Source organism: Massilia cellulosiltytica (assembly GCF_047325105.1).
Lineage (GTDB): Bacteria > Pseudomonadota > Gammaproteobacteria > Burkholderiales > Burkholderiaceae_D > Telluria > Telluria orientalis.
Genome location: NZ_CP168562.1, coordinates 2,697,994 through 2,717,449, shown reverse-complemented (window position 1 = coordinate 2,717,449; position 19,456 = coordinate 2,697,994). Strand labels below are relative to the sequence as shown.

The 19,456-nt window shown below is 64.4% G+C and carries 17 protein-coding genes; 5 read left to right on the top strand and 12 right to left on the bottom strand.

All coding sequences use genetic code 11. From position 1 onward, the window contains the following. The first annotated feature begins 52 nt into the window (after positions 1-52). A complete protein-coding gene (locus ACEN9H_RS11990) occupies positions 53-670 on the top strand; it encodes a M17 family peptidase N-terminal domain-containing protein (protein WP_413674918.1) in 618 nt (205 codons plus the stop codon). Here the strand turns inward: ACEN9H_RS11990 and ACEN9H_RS11985 are convergent. The 11 genes from ACEN9H_RS11985 to uraH all read right to left on the bottom strand — a co-directional run bounded on the left by ACEN9H_RS11985 (position 667) and on the right by uraH (position 14,253). After that, entirely contained in the window at positions 667-2,400 is a 1,734-nt protein-coding gene (locus ACEN9H_RS11985; RefSeq protein ID WP_413674917.1) for a protein kinase domain-containing protein, read from the bottom strand. The two genes, ACEN9H_RS11990 and ACEN9H_RS11985, sit on opposite strands and share 4 nt — an antisense overlap. Positions 2,401-2,434: 34 nt before the next feature. After that, entirely contained in the window at positions 2,435-3,253 is an 819-nt protein-coding gene (locus ACEN9H_RS11980) for a formate/nitrite transporter family protein (RefSeq protein ID WP_056125252.1), read from the bottom strand. 206 nt (positions 3,254-3,459) lie between these two features. After that, a complete protein-coding gene (locus tag ACEN9H_RS11975; protein WP_413674916.1) occupies positions 3,460-4,905 on the bottom strand; it encodes an FAD-dependent oxidoreductase in 1,446 nt (481 codons plus the stop codon). 1,387 nt (positions 4,906-6,292) lie between these two features. Continuing rightward, positions 6,293-6,697: a hypothetical protein gene (locus ACEN9H_RS11970; RefSeq protein ID WP_413674915.1), complete on the bottom strand. Its 405-nt coding sequence runs from the start codon at positions 6,695-6,697 to the stop codon at positions 6,293-6,295. Between the two features lie 370 nt (positions 6,698-7,067). Then, positions 7,068-7,487 (bottom strand): VOC family protein, encoded by a 420-nt coding sequence (locus ACEN9H_RS11965; RefSeq protein WP_413674914.1) that lies wholly within the window; start codon positions 7,485-7,487, stop codon positions 7,068-7,070. A gap of 73 nt (positions 7,488-7,560) precedes the next feature. Then, positions 7,561-8,400: an alpha/beta hydrolase gene (locus tag ACEN9H_RS11960; RefSeq protein ID WP_413674913.1), complete on the bottom strand. Its 840-nt coding sequence runs from the start codon at positions 8,398-8,400 to the stop codon at positions 7,561-7,563. A 327-nt stretch (positions 8,401-8,727) separates the two neighbouring features. Then, complete coding sequence (locus ACEN9H_RS11955) at positions 8,728-9,360, bottom strand: hypothetical protein (protein ID WP_413674912.1); 633 nt, start codon at positions 9,358-9,360, stop codon at positions 8,728-8,730. Positions 9,361-9,787: 427 nt separating this feature from the next. Beyond that, positions 9,788-10,630 carry a hypothetical protein gene (locus ACEN9H_RS11950; protein ID WP_056125225.1) on the bottom strand — a complete coding sequence of 281 codons (843 nt, stop codon included), beginning with the start codon at positions 10,628-10,630 and terminating at the stop codon, positions 9,788-9,790. Next, positions 10,627-12,156 (bottom strand): nucleobase:cation symporter-2 family protein, encoded by a 1,530-nt coding sequence (locus ACEN9H_RS11945; protein WP_413674911.1) that lies wholly within the window; start codon positions 12,154-12,156, stop codon positions 10,627-10,629. Before ACEN9H_RS11945 ends, ACEN9H_RS11950 begins: the two co-directional genes overlap by 4 nt. Positions 12,157-12,444: 288 nt before the next feature. After that, complete coding sequence (locus ACEN9H_RS11940; protein ID WP_413674910.1) at positions 12,445-13,689, bottom strand: urate hydroxylase PuuD; 1,245 nt, start codon at positions 13,687-13,689, stop codon at positions 12,445-12,447. Positions 13,690-13,893: 204 nt separating this feature from the next. Then, positions 13,894-14,253 carry a hydroxyisourate hydrolase gene (gene uraH / locus ACEN9H_RS11935; RefSeq protein WP_160407986.1) on the bottom strand — a complete coding sequence of 120 codons (360 nt, stop codon included), beginning with the start codon at positions 14,251-14,253 and terminating at the stop codon, positions 13,894-13,896. A gap of 116 nt (positions 14,254-14,369) precedes the next feature. Here uraH and ACEN9H_RS11930 point away from each other — a divergent pair, with 116 nt between their 5' ends. From ACEN9H_RS11930 to ACEN9H_RS11915, 4 genes are read left to right on the top strand one after another with little or no spacing between them, the layout of a single operon-like run. Next, entirely contained in the window at positions 14,370-15,101 is a 732-nt protein-coding gene (locus ACEN9H_RS11930) for a GntR family transcriptional regulator (protein WP_082577480.1), read from the top strand. Positions 15,102-15,116: 15 nt separating this feature from the next. Beyond that, positions 15,117-16,061, top strand: a complete 945-nt coding sequence (puuE, locus tag ACEN9H_RS11925; RefSeq protein WP_413674909.1) for an allantoinase PuuE — start codon at positions 15,117-15,119, stop codon at positions 16,059-16,061. A gap of 5 nt (positions 16,062-16,066) precedes the next feature. Then, positions 16,067-17,839, top strand: coding sequence for a 2-oxo-4-hydroxy-4-carboxy-5-ureidoimidazoline decarboxylase (gene uraD / locus ACEN9H_RS11920; protein ID WP_413674908.1), 1,773 nt, complete (start codon positions 16,067-16,069; stop codon positions 17,837-17,839). Between the two features lies 1 nt (position 17,840). Beyond that, positions 17,841-19,091 carry a M20 family metallopeptidase gene (locus ACEN9H_RS11915; RefSeq protein ID WP_056125211.1) on the top strand — a complete coding sequence of 417 codons (1,251 nt, stop codon included), beginning with the start codon at positions 17,841-17,843 and terminating at the stop codon, positions 19,089-19,091. A 45-nt stretch (positions 19,092-19,136) separates the two neighbouring features. Here ACEN9H_RS11915 and ACEN9H_RS11910 read toward each other — a convergent pair whose 3' ends face one another. Beyond that, positions 19,137-19,427, bottom strand: coding sequence for a hypothetical protein (locus tag ACEN9H_RS11910; protein ID WP_413674907.1), 291 nt, complete (start codon positions 19,425-19,427; stop codon positions 19,137-19,139). Positions 19,428-19,456 lie beyond the last annotated feature (29 nt).

Below are 19,456 nucleotides of genomic sequence, written 5' to 3'. Positions count from 1 at the left end.
CTGACCTTCGGCCGGTGCATGCCGGCGCGATCGGCGGTACGATGCTCCCATCATGACCGCTACCACTCCCATCCGCCTGCCCATCGGCACCGCCGACGGCGTCGTGTTCGACGTCGTCGCGTGGGGCCCGTCCCACGCCGACGTCGATTTCAGCGTGGCCTGCATGTTCGAGCACGAAATGAACGGCGGCATGGCCGGCGGGCTGCTGGCGCTGGACCAGGCGCTCGGCGGCCAGCTGGCGCGCCTGCGGTCCGCTGGCGCATTCCGCGCGCAGCCGCTGGAGACCCTGCTCATCACGTCGCCTCCGCCCGCCGTGGTGCCGCGTGCCGTGCTCGTGATCGGCATGGGCGATCCGGCGCTGCTGGACGGCGAGATGCTGCGCCGCGCCTGCCGCGTCGCGCTGCGCGAGGCGGTCCGCCACGGCGCCGTGTCGATGGCGTTCGCGCCCAGCGTGCTCGATGCGGGCCACACGGACAATGCGCCGCTCGACATGCAGAACGTGATGCTGGACGGGATGCTGGGCGCGCTGCGCGCGGAGCACATGCTGGCGGACGCCGGCCTCGCGGCGGCGCCGTCGCTGCGTCATTGCACGTTCGACGTGGGTGCGCCGCGGGCGCAGGCCGCGGGACGCGCGTTCGCCGAGGCGTTCGCGCGGCTGGCCCGCACCTAGCGCCGCAACGCCAGGTCCGCCACCAGCGCCACCCCCAGCCCGAACGACACCGCCTTCCAGAACAGCAGCGGACTCCGCTCGATCAGCGGCGTCCGCGTGCGCTGCGCAAGCGCGCTGTTCGGATGGTGCAGGTCGTACACGAATTCGGCGACGTCTTCGTAGCGCCGGCGCGGATCGATCTGCAGCGCCTTGTGCAGCGCCGCGTCCACCCAGGCGGGGATCGACGGATCGTGTTCGCGCGCGGGCGTGTACGCGAGCCGGCGCTGCGCCGCGCGCCCGGCCGCGCGCGGGATCCCGACGCCGTACGGCAGTTCCCCCGTCAGCATGAAGTATGTGAGGACGCCCAGCGCGAACACGTCCGACCGCACGGTGCCGCGTTCGCCGAGGAAGTACTCCGGTGCGGCGTACAGCACGGCGCCCTGCAGCGTCCAGTCCTCGTCATGGGAGGCCATCTCGACGACGCCGGCCACGCTCACCGAGCCGAAATCGATGATGCGCGCGTTGCCGGCCGCATCGATCATGACGTTCTCCGGGCGGACGTCCTGGTGCAGCATCTCGAGCCGGTGGAACGCGCGCAGCCCTTTCGCCACCTGGTCGACGATGCGGCGCACGGCGTCCAGCCCGGGACGCGGCTGGCTGCGCAACCACTGCGCCAGCGTGACGCCCTCGATGTATTCGGCCGCCACATAGACATGGTTGCGGCGCCGCGCCGGCGCCGGCTTGACGACGTGCGGACTGCGCACGCGCCCCATGATCCATTCCTCCATCACGAACCGCTCCATGTAGGCGCGGTCGCCGGCCAGGTCGATGGAAGGCATTTTCAGGATGACTTGAGCGCCGCTGTCCGGATCCTCGGCCAGGTAGACGTGGCTGCGGCTGCTGCCGTGCACCTCGCGCACGATGCGGTAGCCGTCGAGCTCCGCGCGCGGGGCCAGCAGCGGCGGCAGCGGCAGGCCCGCCATCTGGCGCAGCAGTTCGGACGCCTCGCGCGCCTGCAGCGATTCGATGCGGACCAGCTGCACGGTCAGGTTGTCCGCGCTGCCGTTGGCGAGCGCGCGCTGCACGAGGCGGCACGCGGCCGCGTCCAGGTCCGGCGCGTCCTTCAGCGCGGCGTGCACATCGGCGCCCGACACGTGCTCGTACACGCCATCCGTCGCCAGCATGAACAGGTCGCCGGCTTCCAGCGCCACGGCGCGGTAGTCGATCTCGATACGGTCCTGCACGCCCAGCGCGCGGCTCAGGTAGCTGCGCTCGGGCGATACCCACACGCGGTGGTCGGTCGTGAGCTGTTCCAGGCTGGCGCCCCCTGCGCCCGCGTGGACCCGGTAGATGCGCGCGTCGCCCACGTGGAACAGGTGGGCCGTGTTCGACTTGATGACCAGCGCCGAGAACGTGCAGACGTGGCCGCAGTCCTGGTCGGCGCGGTCCTGGCCCTGCCGCGTCTGGGCATACAGCCACGCATTGACGGCGGCGAGCACCTTCTCGGCCGACGTCCGGACCGACCAGGCGTCCGCCGTCGCGTAGTAATCGTCGAGGAAGGCCGCGACGGCAGTGGCGCTGGCGACGTGGCTCACGGCGCTGCTGCTGATGCCGTCCGCCAGCGCGAGCGCGGCGCCCTTCGTCGCTGCGAGCGGCGCGCGCGGGATCACCGCGCCGTGGCAATCCTGGTTGACGGCCTTGCGGCCGCGGTCCGTGTGCTGGCCGACGGAGAGCGTCAACGGCTGCGACATGAGCTGTAAAGCGGCGACGCCGGCGCGCGCGTCGTCAGACTTTGGTGAACGAGCGCTTCGGCGCCGTCTTCACGTGCGTCGAGTACAGCGTCAGCCCGGTGAACGCGAGGCCGCCGACGAGGTTGCCAAGCACGGTCGGGATCTCGTTCCAGACCAGGTAGTCGAGGAAGGTGAAGTGCGCACCGGTCAGAATCCCGAACGGGAACAGGAACATGTTCACGACCGAGTGTTCGAACGCCATCGCGAAGAACAGCATCACGGGCATCCACATGGCGATGACCTTGCCGCCGACGGTCGTCGAGATCATGGCGCCGACGACGCCCGTCGACACCATCCAGTTGCACAGCATGCCGCGGATGAACAGGGTGACCATGCCGGCGAAGCCGTATTCCGCATAGCCCAGCGTGCGTTTTTCGCCGATCGTGCCGATCGTCTTGGCCAGCACGCCGCCGTCCGTGTGGAAGCCGAACGTGAAGATGTACGCCATCAGGAAGGCCACGGTGAACGCGCCGAGGAAGTTACCGGCGAAGACGATGCCCCAGTGCTTGATCACGCGCGGCAGCGTGACGCCGGGCCGCCGGTCGATCAGCGCCAGCGGCGTCAGCACGAACACGCCGGTCAGCAGGTCGAAACCGAGCAGGTACAGCATGCAGAAGCCCACGGGGAACAGCAGCGCGCCGATCAGCGGCACGCCGGTCGCCACCGAGCAGCTGACGGCGAACACCGCCGACAAGGCGAGGATGGCGCCGGCCATGTAGGCGCGGATCAGCGCATCGCGCGTGGACATATAGATCTTGGATTCGCCCGCGTCGACCATCTTGGTCACGAATTCTGAAGGCACCAGGTACGCCATGAAATACTCCCTAGGAACCGCGATGAGGCGGCAATGTTGATCGGTGATCCGGCGTCGATTGCGCCGTCATGGGGAGTTATGCAAGAAGCGGGCCCGCATCAGGCCGGGGCGATTCTCACGGACCTGCGCACCGCGAACGTGCCCGCGCCGCCTGCTGGTGCAGTGGCGCACCATTGTTGGAGAGCACGCACAAGGGCGTGCACCGGTCAGGCGCCGAACCAGGCCGCGCACGCAGCGCGCAGGCCGTCCGCGCCACCATCGCCGGCCCACGCCACGTGGCCATCGGGCCGGATCAGCACCGCGGCGGGCAGCGTCACCGCGCCGACGACAGGCAGGTCGCACACGCCATCGAACGTCGCCTCGACCCGTTTCACGCGGCCGCCGTCGACCGTGGCGCCCAGCCCGAGATCGAGCAGCACAGGCCGCGCGTCATGCAGCAGCGCGTGGACGCGGGTCGGCCCCGCCGCCGTGACGATGTCCAGGTCGGGCATGCGCCGCCCGAGCAGCGGGTGGCCTTCGCCGAGGTCGTAGCGGATGTCCAGGCCGGCGATCATCGCGCCGAAACGCTTGCGGGGTTCGTCCATCGCGAGCATCTCCGCGACGAATTCGCCCAGTACGGGCGTGCGGTCGTCCGGGCGCCGCAGCACGCCCTGCGCGATCGTGTTGCGCAGCACGCGCGCGGCGGCGGGATGGCGCTCGGCCTGGTAGGTATCGAGCAGCGCCGCCGGCGAAATACCTTGCACGACCTGCGCCAGCTTCCACCCGAGGTTGACGGCATCCTGCACGCCGAGATTGAGGCCCTGCCCGCCCAGCGGCGGATGGATGTGCGCGGCGTCGCCGGCGAGCAGGATGCGATCCCTGCGATAGGTGTCCGCCTGGCGCACGGCGTCGTTGAAGCGGGACAGCCACGTGGGGGAATGGACGCCGAAATCGGTCCCGTAGATGGCGTTCAGGCCCGCGGCGAGTTCGTCGAGCGTGGGCTCGCCGGCCGCCCGCGGATCGCGACCCGCCAGCACGACGCCGACCGTCTCGCCATCCTCCAGCATGGACATCGCGTGGCGGCCGCTCGCGTCCTCGTGGAAGCCGAGCACCGGCTTTTCGCGCATTTTCACTTCGGCGATGATCCAGCTCGTCGACGCGTCCCAGCCGGGGAAGCCGATGCCGGCCAGCGTGCGGATGCGGCTGCGGCCGCCGTCGCAGCCGACCAGCCAGCGCGCGCGCATGCGCGTGCCCTGCGCCGTCGTGACGTCGACGCCGTCGTCGTCGCATGCGATACCGTCCACGTCCCGGTCGCGGTAGATCCGCACGTTCAATTCGTCGGCCCACGCCGCGAGCAGCCGTTCGGTCTGTTCCTGCGCCAGCGCGAGCAGGTAGTTGTGGCGCGTCGGGAAATCGCTGATGTCGAGGGCCGCGTGGAAACTGACGCGCGGGTGCGTCTTGCCCGCGGCGAGGAAGCGGTCGACGATGCCGCGCTGGTCGAGGAGTTCGAGCGTGCGCGCGTGCAGCCCGCCGGCGCGGCCGCCCACGCGGGCCTGCGCCGGCTTGCGTTCGACGATGGCGGCGTCCACGCCGGCCAATGCCAGTTCGGCGGCCAGCATCAGGCCCGTGGGGCCGGCGCCGACGATGATGATGTCGTGGTCGCTTGCTTGCATTGGTTCACCTGTATTGCGACGGAGACCGTTAATGTGCTCTTTTCCTCTTCAACGTGCTGCCTGCTTTGCTTTCTGGTCCACACCTTTTCCATTGTTTTCCTAGCGTTTTCCTTTACTTGCCAAGCACGATCATGGCGTGTCGCCGACGTCCTTCCAGACCCGATGCCACCACGTGATCACTTCGGCCGCTGCTGCTGTCGTCGGCGCCGTATTTTTCGCTACTCGAGAATAGCCCCGGTAATCCCCCCAATTTTAGAGCGAGCTAAAAATAGAGGCTATGCGGCAAGAACATGTTGACGACGGCTCAAGAACTAGTGCCCCCCGCTTGCCATCTTGACGGTATCGAACAGGTCCATACTGTTTCCGATACCGTTGTTTTTGAAATTTGATGGTCCGCTCTTAGCCGACCTCGGCCGTTCAGCCCAACATAGCAGGGTGCTGAACCTAAAGATTCACGAACTGTCACGACTGGCAGCATCCGTCCCGACGCAGACAGTTCACTATCCATTGTTCAGCTCACGCTGTTCCGACAATGGTGTTCCGTCTTCGAAAGACCCAAGCTCTTTCCATGCCATCGACACTAGCTTCTCAATTTCTGTGCATGGCAGTCCTTCAGAAAACAACGAGATGGTCAGCGACTTATGCGAACAATATCGGATGCGAACTGATAGCGATACTGCATCATGTTCTCCAGCAATCAACGGCCGCTCCTGGCCACTTGCGGACTACAGCTGCGGCCGCAACCGACCCACTGCGGACGTTGGCAGCCGAACGGCTCATTTCCGTTGCTTAAGAATCCGATAACAGTAAAGTGGCATTGTTACACTTAACTGTCCGTTAGATAGTGGCCGAATCGTCACGCGATTTGAGTCCCACCGCATCCATGTGGGCGTGTTTTGGGTACAGAACAGAGTTTCGTTTCGTTCGGAATAACGAACGAACTTGCTCGACCGCAGGAAAGATTCAAGCGCATCGCGTGACAGTCCGTCGACGGTCCCGTACACCGGTAAGCACATCAAGACCGAAGGCAGCATTCCTAAAAATGTGCCGATTAATATGATTTGCAGATCGTCCTTGTCCAAGTATGACCATGCCAAGGCGGCTTCTGCTAAACCTAGAAAGCCGAGCACAACGCCTAAGAAAATTGCCCAGTCACGCGTTGAGGCGAGCGCAGCGAGTCCAATAGATTGCTTCTGAAAAAAACTCTTCGTTGACATACTTCGAAAACATCCAGATTCGTTACGTACAGACGACGACAGCTCGATAATGCACATAAAGTTCCAGTGAGCGCTTTTGGCCGAACTCGGCCGTTCGGCTCAGCATAGCACGTTGCCAAGCTGGAAAAGTCGCGGACTGTCACGGCAGGCCGCTCCCGACCCGAAGCGGACTAAGCGATCGTGAAAACTTCCGCTGAACTCTCGGGCCAGATAACGGTGTACTTATCGGATTGTAGGTCTCGATAAGCACTACCAACCTTATCCAGTAGGGATGCATCGGAGAGAAGCATCTTAGCTCGTTCAAACGTTGCAACCGGATCAGCGGTAAAAACGAATATGTTTATCTCTCCACTGCCAATGTCGTGCCCGTCTACCTCGGCTATCGGCTCTACAACCCGCTGCAAATTTTGTTCGAGCGTGACCAGTGCGTCGAAGTCCAGAATCGTTTTCCCTTTGAACTGGAGAACCAATTGGTAGTCCATGACTTCCTTTCCAATGAGTTGGGCTTCCGTCAGGTTCTGACCGATCTCGGCAGTTCGGCTCAGAATAGCATTCTGCCGGATCTGAAAAGTCACGGATGATCACGACCGTCCGGAACCGACCCATACCGGACGGTCACGGCATTCGGAGCGGATCAGCGACTCCTACTGACGGCCATTACGTAATCTGTGAAGTTCGACCGGGAGCGCGACGAGAAGTCCGGCTGCGATTGAAGAAAGCAGAACGAGGAAAAGCATTAACGGAGAAACCGAGTGCTCACGCCAATACTGGAAAACCGCACTTACTGTGAGAATACACACCACGATCAACCAGTTCTTCTTCAAAACGTTAATAACTGCAACCTTCAGCATCTTTCCTCCTTAAATAACGAGCTAACGACAGCTTCTGGCCGGTTGCGTCCGATCGCGACAAGCAGTACCCGATCCATTGCGGTCACTCGCGGTACTATACAGACACGTTGATGACCGCCTCAATCCGGTACCCCTCAGGATCGAAAACGAAGGCTGCATAGTAGCTATCGCCATATTCCGGTCGAGGTCCTGGGGCGCCGTTGCATCGCCCACCGTGGCGCAGTGCAGCAGTATGAAATTCGTGTACTTGATCCGGCTCCGTGGCAGCAAAGGCCAAATGAAAGCCTTCTCCGGGAACCATGACTTTCGTCACTCGTTTCAAGCACAGCTTATCGTCACCACCTTCATACCCGTATCCCACGGCTTCATCGTCAGCAAAGACTTGGGTGTATCCCAAGGGTTTTAAAACCGCGTCATAGAAGGCAGAGGCGCGGTCGAGGTCAGAAACAGCAATAGACAAGTGATGCAGCATATTTTCTTTATTTGATAGGTCCGCTGTTGGCCGAGTCAGCATAGCATGTTGCCGAGCCGACAAAATATCGGACTGTCACGACAGGCAACTGCCGACCCTAAGCGGACCGCGGCGTTTACTGGCGTCCCTGCCACACCCATTTCAGGCCGCGCAGATAACTCTCGGGCTTGACGGTGCCGTGGTTCGTTCCCTCCACCGTATAGCTCTGCAATTCCAGCCCCTTGTAGCCGCGCGCTGCTATCTGCTTTTCGAACTGTTCGATCGGGCCCCGGAACTGGACCGGTTCGAGTGAGCCGGCGGAAATGAACATGCGCGCCTTCAGCGGCCGGTTCTGTTTGGCGAATGCTTCCTCCAGCTTGAACACCGCACCGTTATCCCAGACGACGGCCGGGCTCACGGCGACATACCCGTTGAAGAAATCCGGATCCTTCAACGCGGCACCGAGCGCGAACAGGCCGCCCAGCGAAGCCCCGACGAGGACGCGGTTCACCTGGTCGGCGCGGTAGGTGGCTTCGATCAGCGGCGCAGCTTCCTTGCGGATAAAGTCGAGGAACTGGTCGCCCTTGCCTGAACCGGGCGCCCCCGACATCGCCGTGTACGTGTAGTCGTGCATGCGTTCGACGTTGTTGTCGGTGCCGTCGGGATAGGACAGGCCGACCATAATGCACTCGGGCATCATTTTGTCGTACGCGAGGCTGCCATGCAGCGCGGACATCAGCGGGGTATCCCAGTAGGCATCGAGGAAGTACAGCACCGGGTACTTCCTGCCCGGACTCCATGCGTAACTGTCCGGCAGTACCACGATCAGCTCATGCGCCTTGCCGGTGATCTTCGATTGCACGGTCACGATCTGGGTGTTCTTGAGCACGACGTGACGCGGCTCAGGGTCGGCCGCGAAGGCCGGCGTGGCGACCGAAAACGCCAAGGCGAGGGGGAGGAGCCAGCTTCTTATCATCGAGATCTCCTTCATTTGCACACCTTGACGGCGCACCAACCGAAGTCCTCAGGAAGAGGTGCCTCGGCTTTGATGCCTTGAGCTTCATGTCGAGAATGAAGCCAATAGGCGGCATCAGCACCGAGCGGCTGCTGCGTCCCGGAGTCAGATAACCTGAATAGTTTGGAATCGAAGTTTGTTACGGTTCGCATTGATGACCTTAAACGATTAGACGTAAGTTCTCGGCTCGTGGTACTCGCACTTAGGACCACTCCGCCACCGTCCGCTCCTGGCCGCTTGCGGACCTGTAGTAGCCCCGCCATCGGCCTATGCAGCCGAGTTGCTGTGTCAACACTGCCAGAGCATTTTGGCCTGCCGTCTATCGTAGCGGCACCGGTATACGTACGCACATCCACCTCCAAAGTTCATCGCTGTTTTGCAGTCTGGGCCTTCCTCTAACTGAGCGACAAACGACATTGGTTCACCGCACTGATCGCATGAAGGGACTTCCTCGCCTTGCAGCCAGTCCGGTTGCCCGTCGATGTGCCCGAGAATCTGACGCGCACTCTCGCCTGTTGAACCGACCCAAACCTGCTGGGCATCGTAATAGTTTTCGCTTTCAACATTCACGATTGAGGCACCGTAGCAAACCGGGCGAAGTGTCTCCCCGTCATTCGGAGGATCGATCAATCCTAAGGATTCCCGGTCGACCGCGATTACTACGTTGCCACCACCGTCAGCGTCCCACTCGTTGCACGAGCCGGGATCGTTTTGGCACATGAACAAAAGAAGCAATGGCTCTGCACCATCTTGTGCACCCGCAGGAAGCTGCCCAAGAAATTGCATATTTCCCTGACACGAGGCGCATGTAGGCCATTCAAGAATGCCGCTAGGCGCAGCCGGTCTTCCGCCAAACCGGATGAGCTTGTCGACATGGTCCTCGTAAGCGGAGTCGTTGATGAGAAGCGAAATAACCGTCATTTCATGAAGTCCTGATCAGAGTGTTACTGAGCGTCTGCTCCTGGCCGAAAGCGGCCGTTCGCCCAGCATATCAGCTTGCTGAATAGAAAAAGTCACGGACTATCACAAGATGCTCGACTCAGGGCGGATCCCGACCTTTCGCTTGCCATAACGTTGTCGTCGAGGCAGACGCCAAGGTGCCTGTCAGCGAGCGGTCACCGCTTGAATATTGTTTGCTGCGTGCCCACCCGACAAATCGGGCGATTCCGGTTGTTAGTTGTTAACAACGCTCCAAAAAAAGGTGACGGATTGGCCCTGGCTGGAGCTTGGTGGGCTTGGGTCATGTGAACCTCTGATTTGCAATAAAAAACGGCGCGCCGCCCGAAGGCAAGCGCGCCGGTGGCAACGACGGGCCGGCACCGCCGTGCCGTCCCGTCCTACTCGGAAATCAGAAGTGGTACTCCGCCTTGACCATCGGCGTGCTCGCCGAGGCGCCCGGCACGCGCTTGCTGTCGTTGCCGAACTTGTTGTGCCAGTATTGATAGGCGAAGCCGGCGCGGAAGGTCTTCGGCTTGGCGCCCAGCAGCGGGCCCAGGTCGTACAGCAGCTGCATGTCGATGTTCGTTTCCGGCGCCGTCTGGTTGCCGAATTCGTCCTTGCCCTTAGCCGCGATCCAGTTCGCGAAGCCTTCCCACGACCAGCCCGACGCCCCGATCGGGAACGCCCACACGGCGCCCAGCATCGGGTGCGTGTCGTAGCGGTAGCGCGAGACGCTGGTCTGCGTGAATTCATTGTTCGGCGCGTTGCTCTCCCACAGGCCGTAGATACCCACGTTCAGCAGGCCCGGCACCTTGAAGGCCAGCGTCGGGCCGACGACCAGCATGCGCTTCTTCGAGTTGTAGCCGGCATCGTCCTTCGTGTTGGCGTCGAAGCCCAGCGTCAGGCCCACGTCGCTCACGGGGCCGTAGGCGAATTCCTTGCCGCTCACCTTGCCCAGCGAGATCGTGTTGCGGTACACGAGGTAGAACTCCTGGGCGCCCGACTTCGCGCCCGGCGCCGACGGATCGGTCTTGTTCGACAACAGGACATCCAGGTTGAAGAAGTTCGTGCCGTAGGCATAACCGCTCACGTGGTTGATGTCGATGATGTCCTTGTGGATCTCACTGGCGTTGAACGGCTCGCGGAAACGGCCGCCGGTGCGGTAGCCGATCGACGTGTCGCTCCATTCCGCGGCCTGGACGGACGTTGCCGCGCATGCGCACAGCGCCATGGTCAGGACGGTTTTTTTCATGCTTTGCTCCCTTGGGCGATAGATGGGTGGTTGTTGGTGGCGCCCGCGTCTCCGTGGTTCTCGGCCGGGATGTCGCGGGTACCGTTGAAGAAGAGGTTCAGCGCGACCGCGGCGACGGCGGTCAGCAGGATGCCCGACTCCAGCAACGGATGCAGGCTGTGGGCCATCTGTTGGGCCCAGCGCGGTGCCACCAATGGGATCAGGCCGAAGCCGATCGACAGGGCGACAATATACAGGTTGTAGCGGTTGCTCCGGAAGTCCACGCGCGTCAGGATGCGGATGCCCGCCGCGGCCACCATGCCGAACATGACGAGACCCGCGCCGCCCAGCACGAACTGGGGAATCGCTTCGACCAGCGCCGCCATCTTCGGCAACATGCCCAGCACGATCATGATGATGCCGCCCGCCACGCACACCCAGCGGCTCTTGACGCCCGTGACGGCGACGAGGCCCACGTTCTGCGAAAAACTCGTGTGCGGGAAGGTGTTCAGCAGGCCGCCGATCAGCGTGCCCAGGCCGTCCGTGCGCAGGCCGGCGGCGAGCTGTTTCCGGTCGAGATCCTTGCCCGTCAGTTCGGACAGCGCGAGGAACATGCCGGCCGACTCGATCATCACGACGATCATGACGACGGCGAACGTGACGATCATGACCAGGTCGAACGTGGGCGTCCCGAACGCCAGCGGCGTCACGAGCTGGAACCAGGCGGCCTTGCCCACCTTGTCGAAGTTCATCTCGCCCAGCGCGAACGTGACGACGCAGCCGGCCACGATGCCCAGCAGGACGGAGATATTGGCCAGGAAGCCGCGGCAGAACCGGACGAGGCACAGCACGACGGCCAGCACGAAGGCCGCGATGCCCAGGTGGTCCAGCGCGCCGTAGTTCGGGTTCGGCGTCATCGGCACGGGGCCGGCGAGCTTCAGCGCCGGCGCTTCCGCACCCGGAGGCAGCGCTGCCGCGGCCTGCGCGGCATTGGCGCGCGCCGCATCGACCATCGCCGCCAGTTTCACGGTATCGACGCTCTGCGCCGTGCTTTCCGGACCGCCCATCGCCCAGCCCACGCCGACGCGCATCAGGGTCACGCCGATGATCAAGATGATGGTGCCCGTGACGACCGGCGGGAAGAACCGCAGCAGGCGGCTCATCAGGGGCGCGAGCAGGAGCGCCACGGCGCCGGCGCCGATGCCGGCACCGAAGATCGCACGCGCCCCGTCGACGCCGGGGACCGCATTCGCGATGGCGACCATCGGACCGACGGCCGCGAAGGTCACGCCCATCATCACGGGCAGGCGGATGCCGAACCACGATGTCAGGCCAAGGGATTGAATGAGTGTCACGATCCCGCAGCAGAACAGGTCGGCCGAGATCAGCATGCTGACCTGTTCGGGGGGGAGTTTGAGTGCGCGTCCCACGATGAGGGGGACGGCGATGGCGCCGGCGTACATGACGAGGACGTGCTGCAACCCGAGCGCACCGAGGCGCGCGAGCGGCAGCCGTTCGTCCACCGGGTGGCGGGACGGCTGGGTCATGCTTTGTCTCCTGTAGTGGGACCTCGGATAACCTGCTGCGCGTTGCCCTGCCGTCCTGCGATGCTCCGCTACGGCGGACCGGCTGTACTACTCGTACAGCTGCGCTTCTCGGACGGCATGGCTGCCGCTCGCGACGGTTCTCCGAGGCCCTTTAGTTTTTTATGAACTGCTGGACTGCGTTCGAAACCAAAAGAAGCATGCCGCCCGCCACGCGCCGGCCATCTGGGCCGGGCGCGCGAGCGTGTCCGCCGGCCCGCTGTGGAGGGCCGCCGGACAGGGTACAACGGGTTAGTTGGTCGGGGCGCCCTCTTCGTACCAGCGCTTGATGAGATTGCGCTCATCCGGCGTGATCTGGGTGGCGTTATTCAGCGGCATCTGCTTGGTCACGACGGCCTGCTGGTACATCTGCTGGGCGTGGCGCTTGATCGACTCGGGCGAATCGAACGAGATACCCTTGCTGGCCATGGCGGCCGAGTGGCACATCGCGCAGCGCTGGGCGACGACGCCTTTCACCTGGTCGAAGCTGACGTTCTGCGCGGTGGCGCCGGCGGCTGCGGCACTGTTCACGGGCGCGGCTGACGCGATCACCGGCAGGTCCGCCTCGGGCTTCGGGGTCAGGAAGACGACGAGACCCAGCATGGCGGCCACGCCGAAGCCGGCGAATTCCCACGGCACGCGCTTGCCGTGTACCAGCGCCTTGTGGCGGGCGACGAAGCTCTGGCGGATCAGGGCGCCGGTCAGCATCATGAGGACCAGCACGACCCAGTTGTGCTCACCCGAGTACAGCCAGCCGTAGTGGTTGGACAGCATCGCGAACAGCACCGGCAGCGTGAAATACGTGTTGTGGACGCTGCGCTGCTTGGCGCGCCAGCCGTAGATCGGGTCGACCGGCTGGCCGGCCTTCAGCTGCGCGACGACCTTGCGCTGGCCGGGGATGATCCAGAAGAACACGTTGGCGCTCATCGACGTGGCCAGCATGGCGCCGACCAGCAGGAAGGCGGCACGGCCGGCGTACAGCTGGCACGCGAGCCAGGCGGCGAACACGACGAACGCGAAGATGATCGCGCCGACGATGGCGTCGCCGTTCTTCCTGCGGCCGAACGTGCGGCAGATCGTGTCGTACACGAGCCAGAACGCGACGAGGAAGCCCAGCGCGGTGCCGACGGCGGCGCCGGCCGTCCAGTCGTGCACCTGCTTGTCGACCATGAAGGTGCCGGCGTTGAACAGGTACAGCACGGTGAACAGGCCGAAACCGGACAACCACGTGGCGTAGCTCTCCCAGTAGAACCAGTGCAGGCCCTCGGGCATGGATTTGGGGGCGACGAGGTATTTCTGCGGATGGTAGAAACCGCCGCCGTGCACGGCCCACAGTTCGCCGTCGACGCCTTTTTGGACGAGGTCGGGCGACGTCGGCTTGGTCAGGGAGTTATCGAGAAAGACGAAGTAGAACGATGCGCCGATCCAGGCGATCGCGGTAATGACGTGGGTCCAGCGCAACAGCAGATTCACCCAGTCGAGCAAATAGGTTTCCATGAGAGCCTCTAATACAAAGGAAGCGTGGCGCAAGCAACACACCAGGCTGTCCCATCACCACAGCGGGCTCTGTGAGGGGCAAATCATCGCAACCACCGGCGAGGGGCTGGGCCCTGCTGCCGATGCGCTCCGCGGCGACACAACAACTGTATACGATCTTTTTGAAAAAGGGTATGACTTTATGAGAAAAACAACGCGCCGTGCTTACGAGCCACGATACGTGGAATACGACCACGGGCTGACCAGCAGCGGCACGTGGTAGTGGCCGGCCGCGTCGGCGATGCCGAATTCGAGCGGCACCACGTCGAGGAAAGCCGGCTCGGGCAGGTTCACGCCCTTCTCACGGAAGTACGCCGCCACACTGAACGTGAGGCGGTAACGGCCGACCGCCATCGTCTCCGCATTCAGCAGCGGACCGCCGTCGTTGCGGCCGTCGTTATTGAGGGTGAGCGTCTTGATCGTGCGCGCGCTGCCGTCATGGTCGAGCGCCTCGAGGGTGACGCGCATGCCGGCGGCCGGGCAGCCGTTCATCGTATCGAGCACGTGGGTGCTGAGGTGTCCCATCTGATTTCCTTTCCTGTTGATTGACGTAAAAAATTGCATACACTTTCTGTTTTCTTTTTTTTGAAAAGTGTATACACTTCAAACACGATGTCAATCACTTATTGTTCCGAGCGACCATGAACCGAGCCCGCCAACCCCTGAAGATCGTCCCCTTGACTGCGGACCATGATACGCCCGCGAGCGCGCCGTCCGGCAGCGCCACCCAGCGCATCGTGGATTCCATCACCACCGCGATCGCCGAACGCCGCCTGATGCCGGGCACCAAGCTGTCCGAACAGAAGATCGGCGACATCTTCAAGGTGTCGCGCACCGTCGTGCGCCAGGCGTTCAACCAGTTGTCGCGCGACCGCCTCGTCGTGCTGGAGCCGGCCCGCGGCGCGTTCGTCGCCACCCCGACGGCCGAGGAAGCGAACGACGTGTTCGAAGTGCGCGCGATCCTGGAGACGGCCGTCACGAAGCAGCTGTGCGCGACGATCACCGACGCGCAGGTCAAGCAGCTGCGCGAACACCTGGAACTGGAACGCGCCGCCGTCAACAATGCGGAAGTCCCGGGCCGCACGCGCCTGCTGGGCGATTTCCACCTCGTGCTGGCGCAGATGCTCGGCAACCAGGTGCTCGTGCAGATGCTCTCGGAACTCCTGACGCGCTCCTCGCTGATCGCGCTGATGCGCCAGTCGTCGCAGTCGGCGGAAGAATCCCTCGACGAGCACGTGGCCATCGTCGACGCCTTCGAAAAGCGCGACGTCAAGGCGGCCGTGCGCCTCGTCTCCAAGCACCTGGCCAACGTCCAGCACAACCTGCACCTCGATCCGCAGCGCGTGGACCTGGCCGACATCCTCCACCATTGAATCAGAGACATCATCATGACCCAGCACTATCCACGTGACCTCGCCGGCTACGGCCGCGAGCAACCGTACGCCGACTGGCCGGGCCGCGCCCGTGTCGCCGTGCAGTTCGTCCTGAACTATGAGGAAGGCGGCGAGAACAGTGTGCTGCACGGCGACGCCGGCAGCGAGCAATTCCTGTCCGAGATGTTCAACCCGGCCTCGTTCCCGGCCCGCCACCTGTCGATGGAAAGCATCTACGAATACGGCTCGCGGGTGGGCGTCTGGCGCATCCTGCGCGAATTCGAGAAGCGCGGGCTGCCGCTGACGGTCTTCGGCGTCGGCATGGCGCTGGAACGCTCGCCGGACGTGACGGCCGCGTTCAAGGAACTGGGCCACGAGATCGCGTGCCACGGCCACCGCTGGATCAGCTACCAGAACGTCGACGAAGCGACGGAACGCGCGGACATGGCGCGTGGAATGGAAGCCATCGAACGCCTGACGGGCGAACGGGCGCTCGGCTGGTACACGGGCCGCGACAGCCCCAACACGCGCCGCCTCGTCGCCGACTACGGCGGCTTCGAATACGACAGCGACTACTACGGCGACGACCTGCCGTTCTGGCTGAAGGTCCGCAAGACCGACGGCACGCAGGCCCCGCAACTGGTCGTGCCGTACACGCTGGACACGAACGACATGCGCTTCGCCCTGCCGCAAGGCTTTTCGCACGGCGACCCGTTCCTCGCCTACCTGCGCGACGCGTTCGACGTGCACTACCAGGAAGGCGGCGAACGCCCCTCGATTCTCAGCATCGGCATGCACTGCCGCCTGCTGGGCCGTCCGGGACGCTTCCGCGCGCTGCAGCGCTTCCTCGACTATATCGAACAGCACGACCGCGTGTGGGTCACGCGCCGCATCGACATCGCGCGCCACTGGAAGAGCGTGCATCCCTACAACCCCGACACCGCATTCGCGTGGGAGTAAGAACAATGTTAACCCTGGAGACACTCAACGCCGCCGACGAAGCGGGCTTCACCGCCCTGCTGGACGGCGTCTACGAACACTCGCCCTGGATCGCCGCGCGCGCCTGGGCCAAGCGCCCGTTCGCCACGCTGGCGCAACTGAAGCGCGGCCTCGTCGAAGCCGTGCGAGAAGCGTCGCGTGAAGAACAACTGGGCCTGATCCGCGCCCACCCGGAGCTCGCCGGCAAGGCCATGGTCAGCAAGACGCTGACGGCCGAATCGACGAATGAACAGAACAAGGCCGGCTTGACGAATTGCACGCCGGAGGAATTCACGAACATCCAGCAACTGAACGCCGACTACAACGCCAGGTTCGGCTTCCCGTTCATCCTCGCCGTGCGCGGTCCGCGCGGCCTGGGCCTGCAAAAGGCGGAGATCATCGCCACGTTCGCGCGCCGCCTGGCCAATGGCCCGGACTTCGAATTCGCGGAAGCGCTGCGCAACATCCACCGCATCGCCGAGATCCGCCTGGACGACAAGTTCGACCAGCATCCGACGCTGGGCAACCTCGTGTGGGACTGGCATGAACAGCTGGCCGCCCACAGCGAACCCGGTTACGCCGAGCGCGGAGAACTGTGCGTGACCTACCTGACGGACGCGCACCGCGCGGCCGCCGCGCAGCTGGCTGCATGGATGCGCGAAGACTGCGGCTTCGACGACGTCACGATCGACGCCGTCGGCAACGTGGTCGGCATCTATCATGGCGCCGATCCGGCCGCGCAACGCCTGCTGACCGGCTCGCACTACGACACCGTGCGCAACGGCGGCAAGTACGACGGCCGCCTGGGCATTCTCGTGCCGATGGCCTGCGTGCGCGAACTGCACCGCCAGGGCAAGCGACTGTCGTACGGCATTGAAGTCGTCGGCTTCGCGGAAGAGGAAGGCCAGCGTTACAAGGCCGTGTTCCTCGGGTCGGGTGCGCTGTGCGGCGGTTTCGACACCAACTGGCTCGACCAGAAGGATGCGGACGGCGTCACGATGCGCGACGCGATTGCGCACGCGGGCCTCAACGTCGACGACATCGCGGCGTTGAAACGCGATCCGTCCAGGTATCTCGGCTTCGTCGAGACGCACATCGAGCAGGGCCCGGTGCTGAATGACCTCGACCTGCCGCTGGGCGTCGTCACCTCGATCAACGGCAGCGTGCGATTCGTCGGCGAGATCGTCGGCGTTGCCAGCCACGCGGGCACCACGCCGATGACGATGCGCCGCGACGCGGCAGCCGCCGCGGCCGAGCTGGTGCTGTTCGCCGAGAAGCGCGGCGGCGCCGTGCCGGATCTCGTCGCCACCGTCGGCATGCTGGAGGTGCCGAACGGCTCGATCAACGTCGTGCCGGGACGCTGCCGCTTCTCGCTGGACGTGCGCGCCACGACGAACGAGGTGCGCGATGCCGCCGCCGCCGACATCCAGGCCGAACTGGCCGCGATCTGCGCCCGCCGCGGCCTGCAGTTCTCGCTCGAAGAGACGATGCGCGCCGCCGCCGCGCCCTGCGCGACCGAATGGCGCCAGCGCTGGGAACGCGCCGTCGGGACGCTCGGCCTGCCGGTGTTCCGCATGCCCAGCGGCGCCGGCCACGACGCGATGAAGATCCACGACATCCTGCCGCAGGCCATGCTGTTCCTGCGCGGGCTGAATGCCGGCATCAGCCACAACCCGCTCGAATCCATCACCAACGACGACACCGAACTGTGCGTCCGGGCTTTCCAAACCCTTCTCGACCAACTCGCCACGGAATTCTGACATGACCACGACCGCCAACAACAACACCGCCGCGCCCTACGAAGCGCTGGATGCCTGGATCGACGCCCACTTCGACGAGGAGGTGCGCTTCCTGCAGGAGCTCGTGCGCGTGCCGACCGACACCCCGCCGGGCAACAATGCGCCGCACGCCGAGCGCGCCGCCGACCTCCTGAAGGCATTCGGCTTCGAGGCCGAGAAGCATTCGGTCCCGGCGCCGACCGTCAAGGCGGCCGGCCTGGAGACGATCACGAACCTGATCGTGCGCCGCAAGTACGGCGCCGGCCGCACCGTCGCGATGAACGCCCACGGCGACGTGGTGCCGCCGGGCGAAGGCTGGACGCATGATCCGTACGGCGGCGAAGTCGTCGACGGCCAGCTGTTCGGCCGCGCGTCCGCCGTCAGCAAATGCGATTTCGCCACCTTCACGTTCGCGACCCGCGCCCTGGAAGCACTGGGCGCCCCGCTGAAGGGCGGTGTCGAACTGTACTTCACCTACGACGAGGAATTCGGCGGCGAACTGGGCCCGGGCTGGCTGTTGCAGCAAGGCCTCGTCAAGCCCGACCTCCTGATCGCCGCGGGCTTCAGCTACCAGGTCGTCACCGCGCACAACGGCTGCCTGCAGATGGAAGTGACGGTCAACGGCAAGATGGGCCACGCGGCCGTGCCGGAAACGGGCGTCGACGCGCTGCAGGCCGCGACCCGCATCCTCGTCGCGCTGTACGACCAGAACACGCAATATAAAAAGGTGAAGAGCCAGGTCAAGGGCATCAACCACCCGTACCTGAACGTGGGCCTGATCGAAGGCGGCACCAACACGAACGTCGTGCCGGGCAAGGTCGTGCTGAAGCTCGACCGCCGCATGATCCCGGAAGAGAACCCGCTTGACGTCGAAGCGACGATCCGCAAGGTGATCCAGGACGCCGTCGCCGACTGCCAGGGCATCACCGTCGAGATCAAGCGCATGCTGCTGGCGAACGCGCTGCAGCCGCTGGAAGGCAACCGGCCGCTGGTCGACGCGCTGTCGCGCCATGCCACCAGCGTGTTCGGCGAAGAGATCGGCGCGGCCGGCACGCCGCTGTACACGGACGCGCGCCTGTTCGGCGAAGCGGGCGTCCCGGCCGTGCTGTACGGCTGCGGTCCGCGCACGGTCGGCGAGAGCAACGCCAAGCGCGCCGACGAACACATCGACCTGGAAGACCTGCGCCGCGCGACCAAGGTCGTCGCGCGTACGCTGTTCGACCTGCTCGACTGAGTCTTCCTCCGCCCTCGCGGCAACGGGCGCTTCGGCGCCCGTTCTTCATTGTCCCGCGAACGTCGCCAGGTAGCGCGCCGGTATCTCGACGGGTACGATCTGGCCCATCGACGTGGCCACGAGCAGCCCCGCGACGGTGAGCCCGGCGCACGTGAAGCCTGCGGCGACCGCCCTGCCCCGCCGCAGCGCACACCCGACGTGGACGAACAGCGCGGCCACCGCCAGGAAATAGTAGGGCACGAAGAACAGCACGAACGGCCACACGTGCAGGCCGGCCGCCGCTGCCGCCCCGTCCACAGCATGCGCAGCCCGCTCGCCGCCTGCAGCACCACGCATGCAAGCAGTACGGCTTCCACGACCGGCTG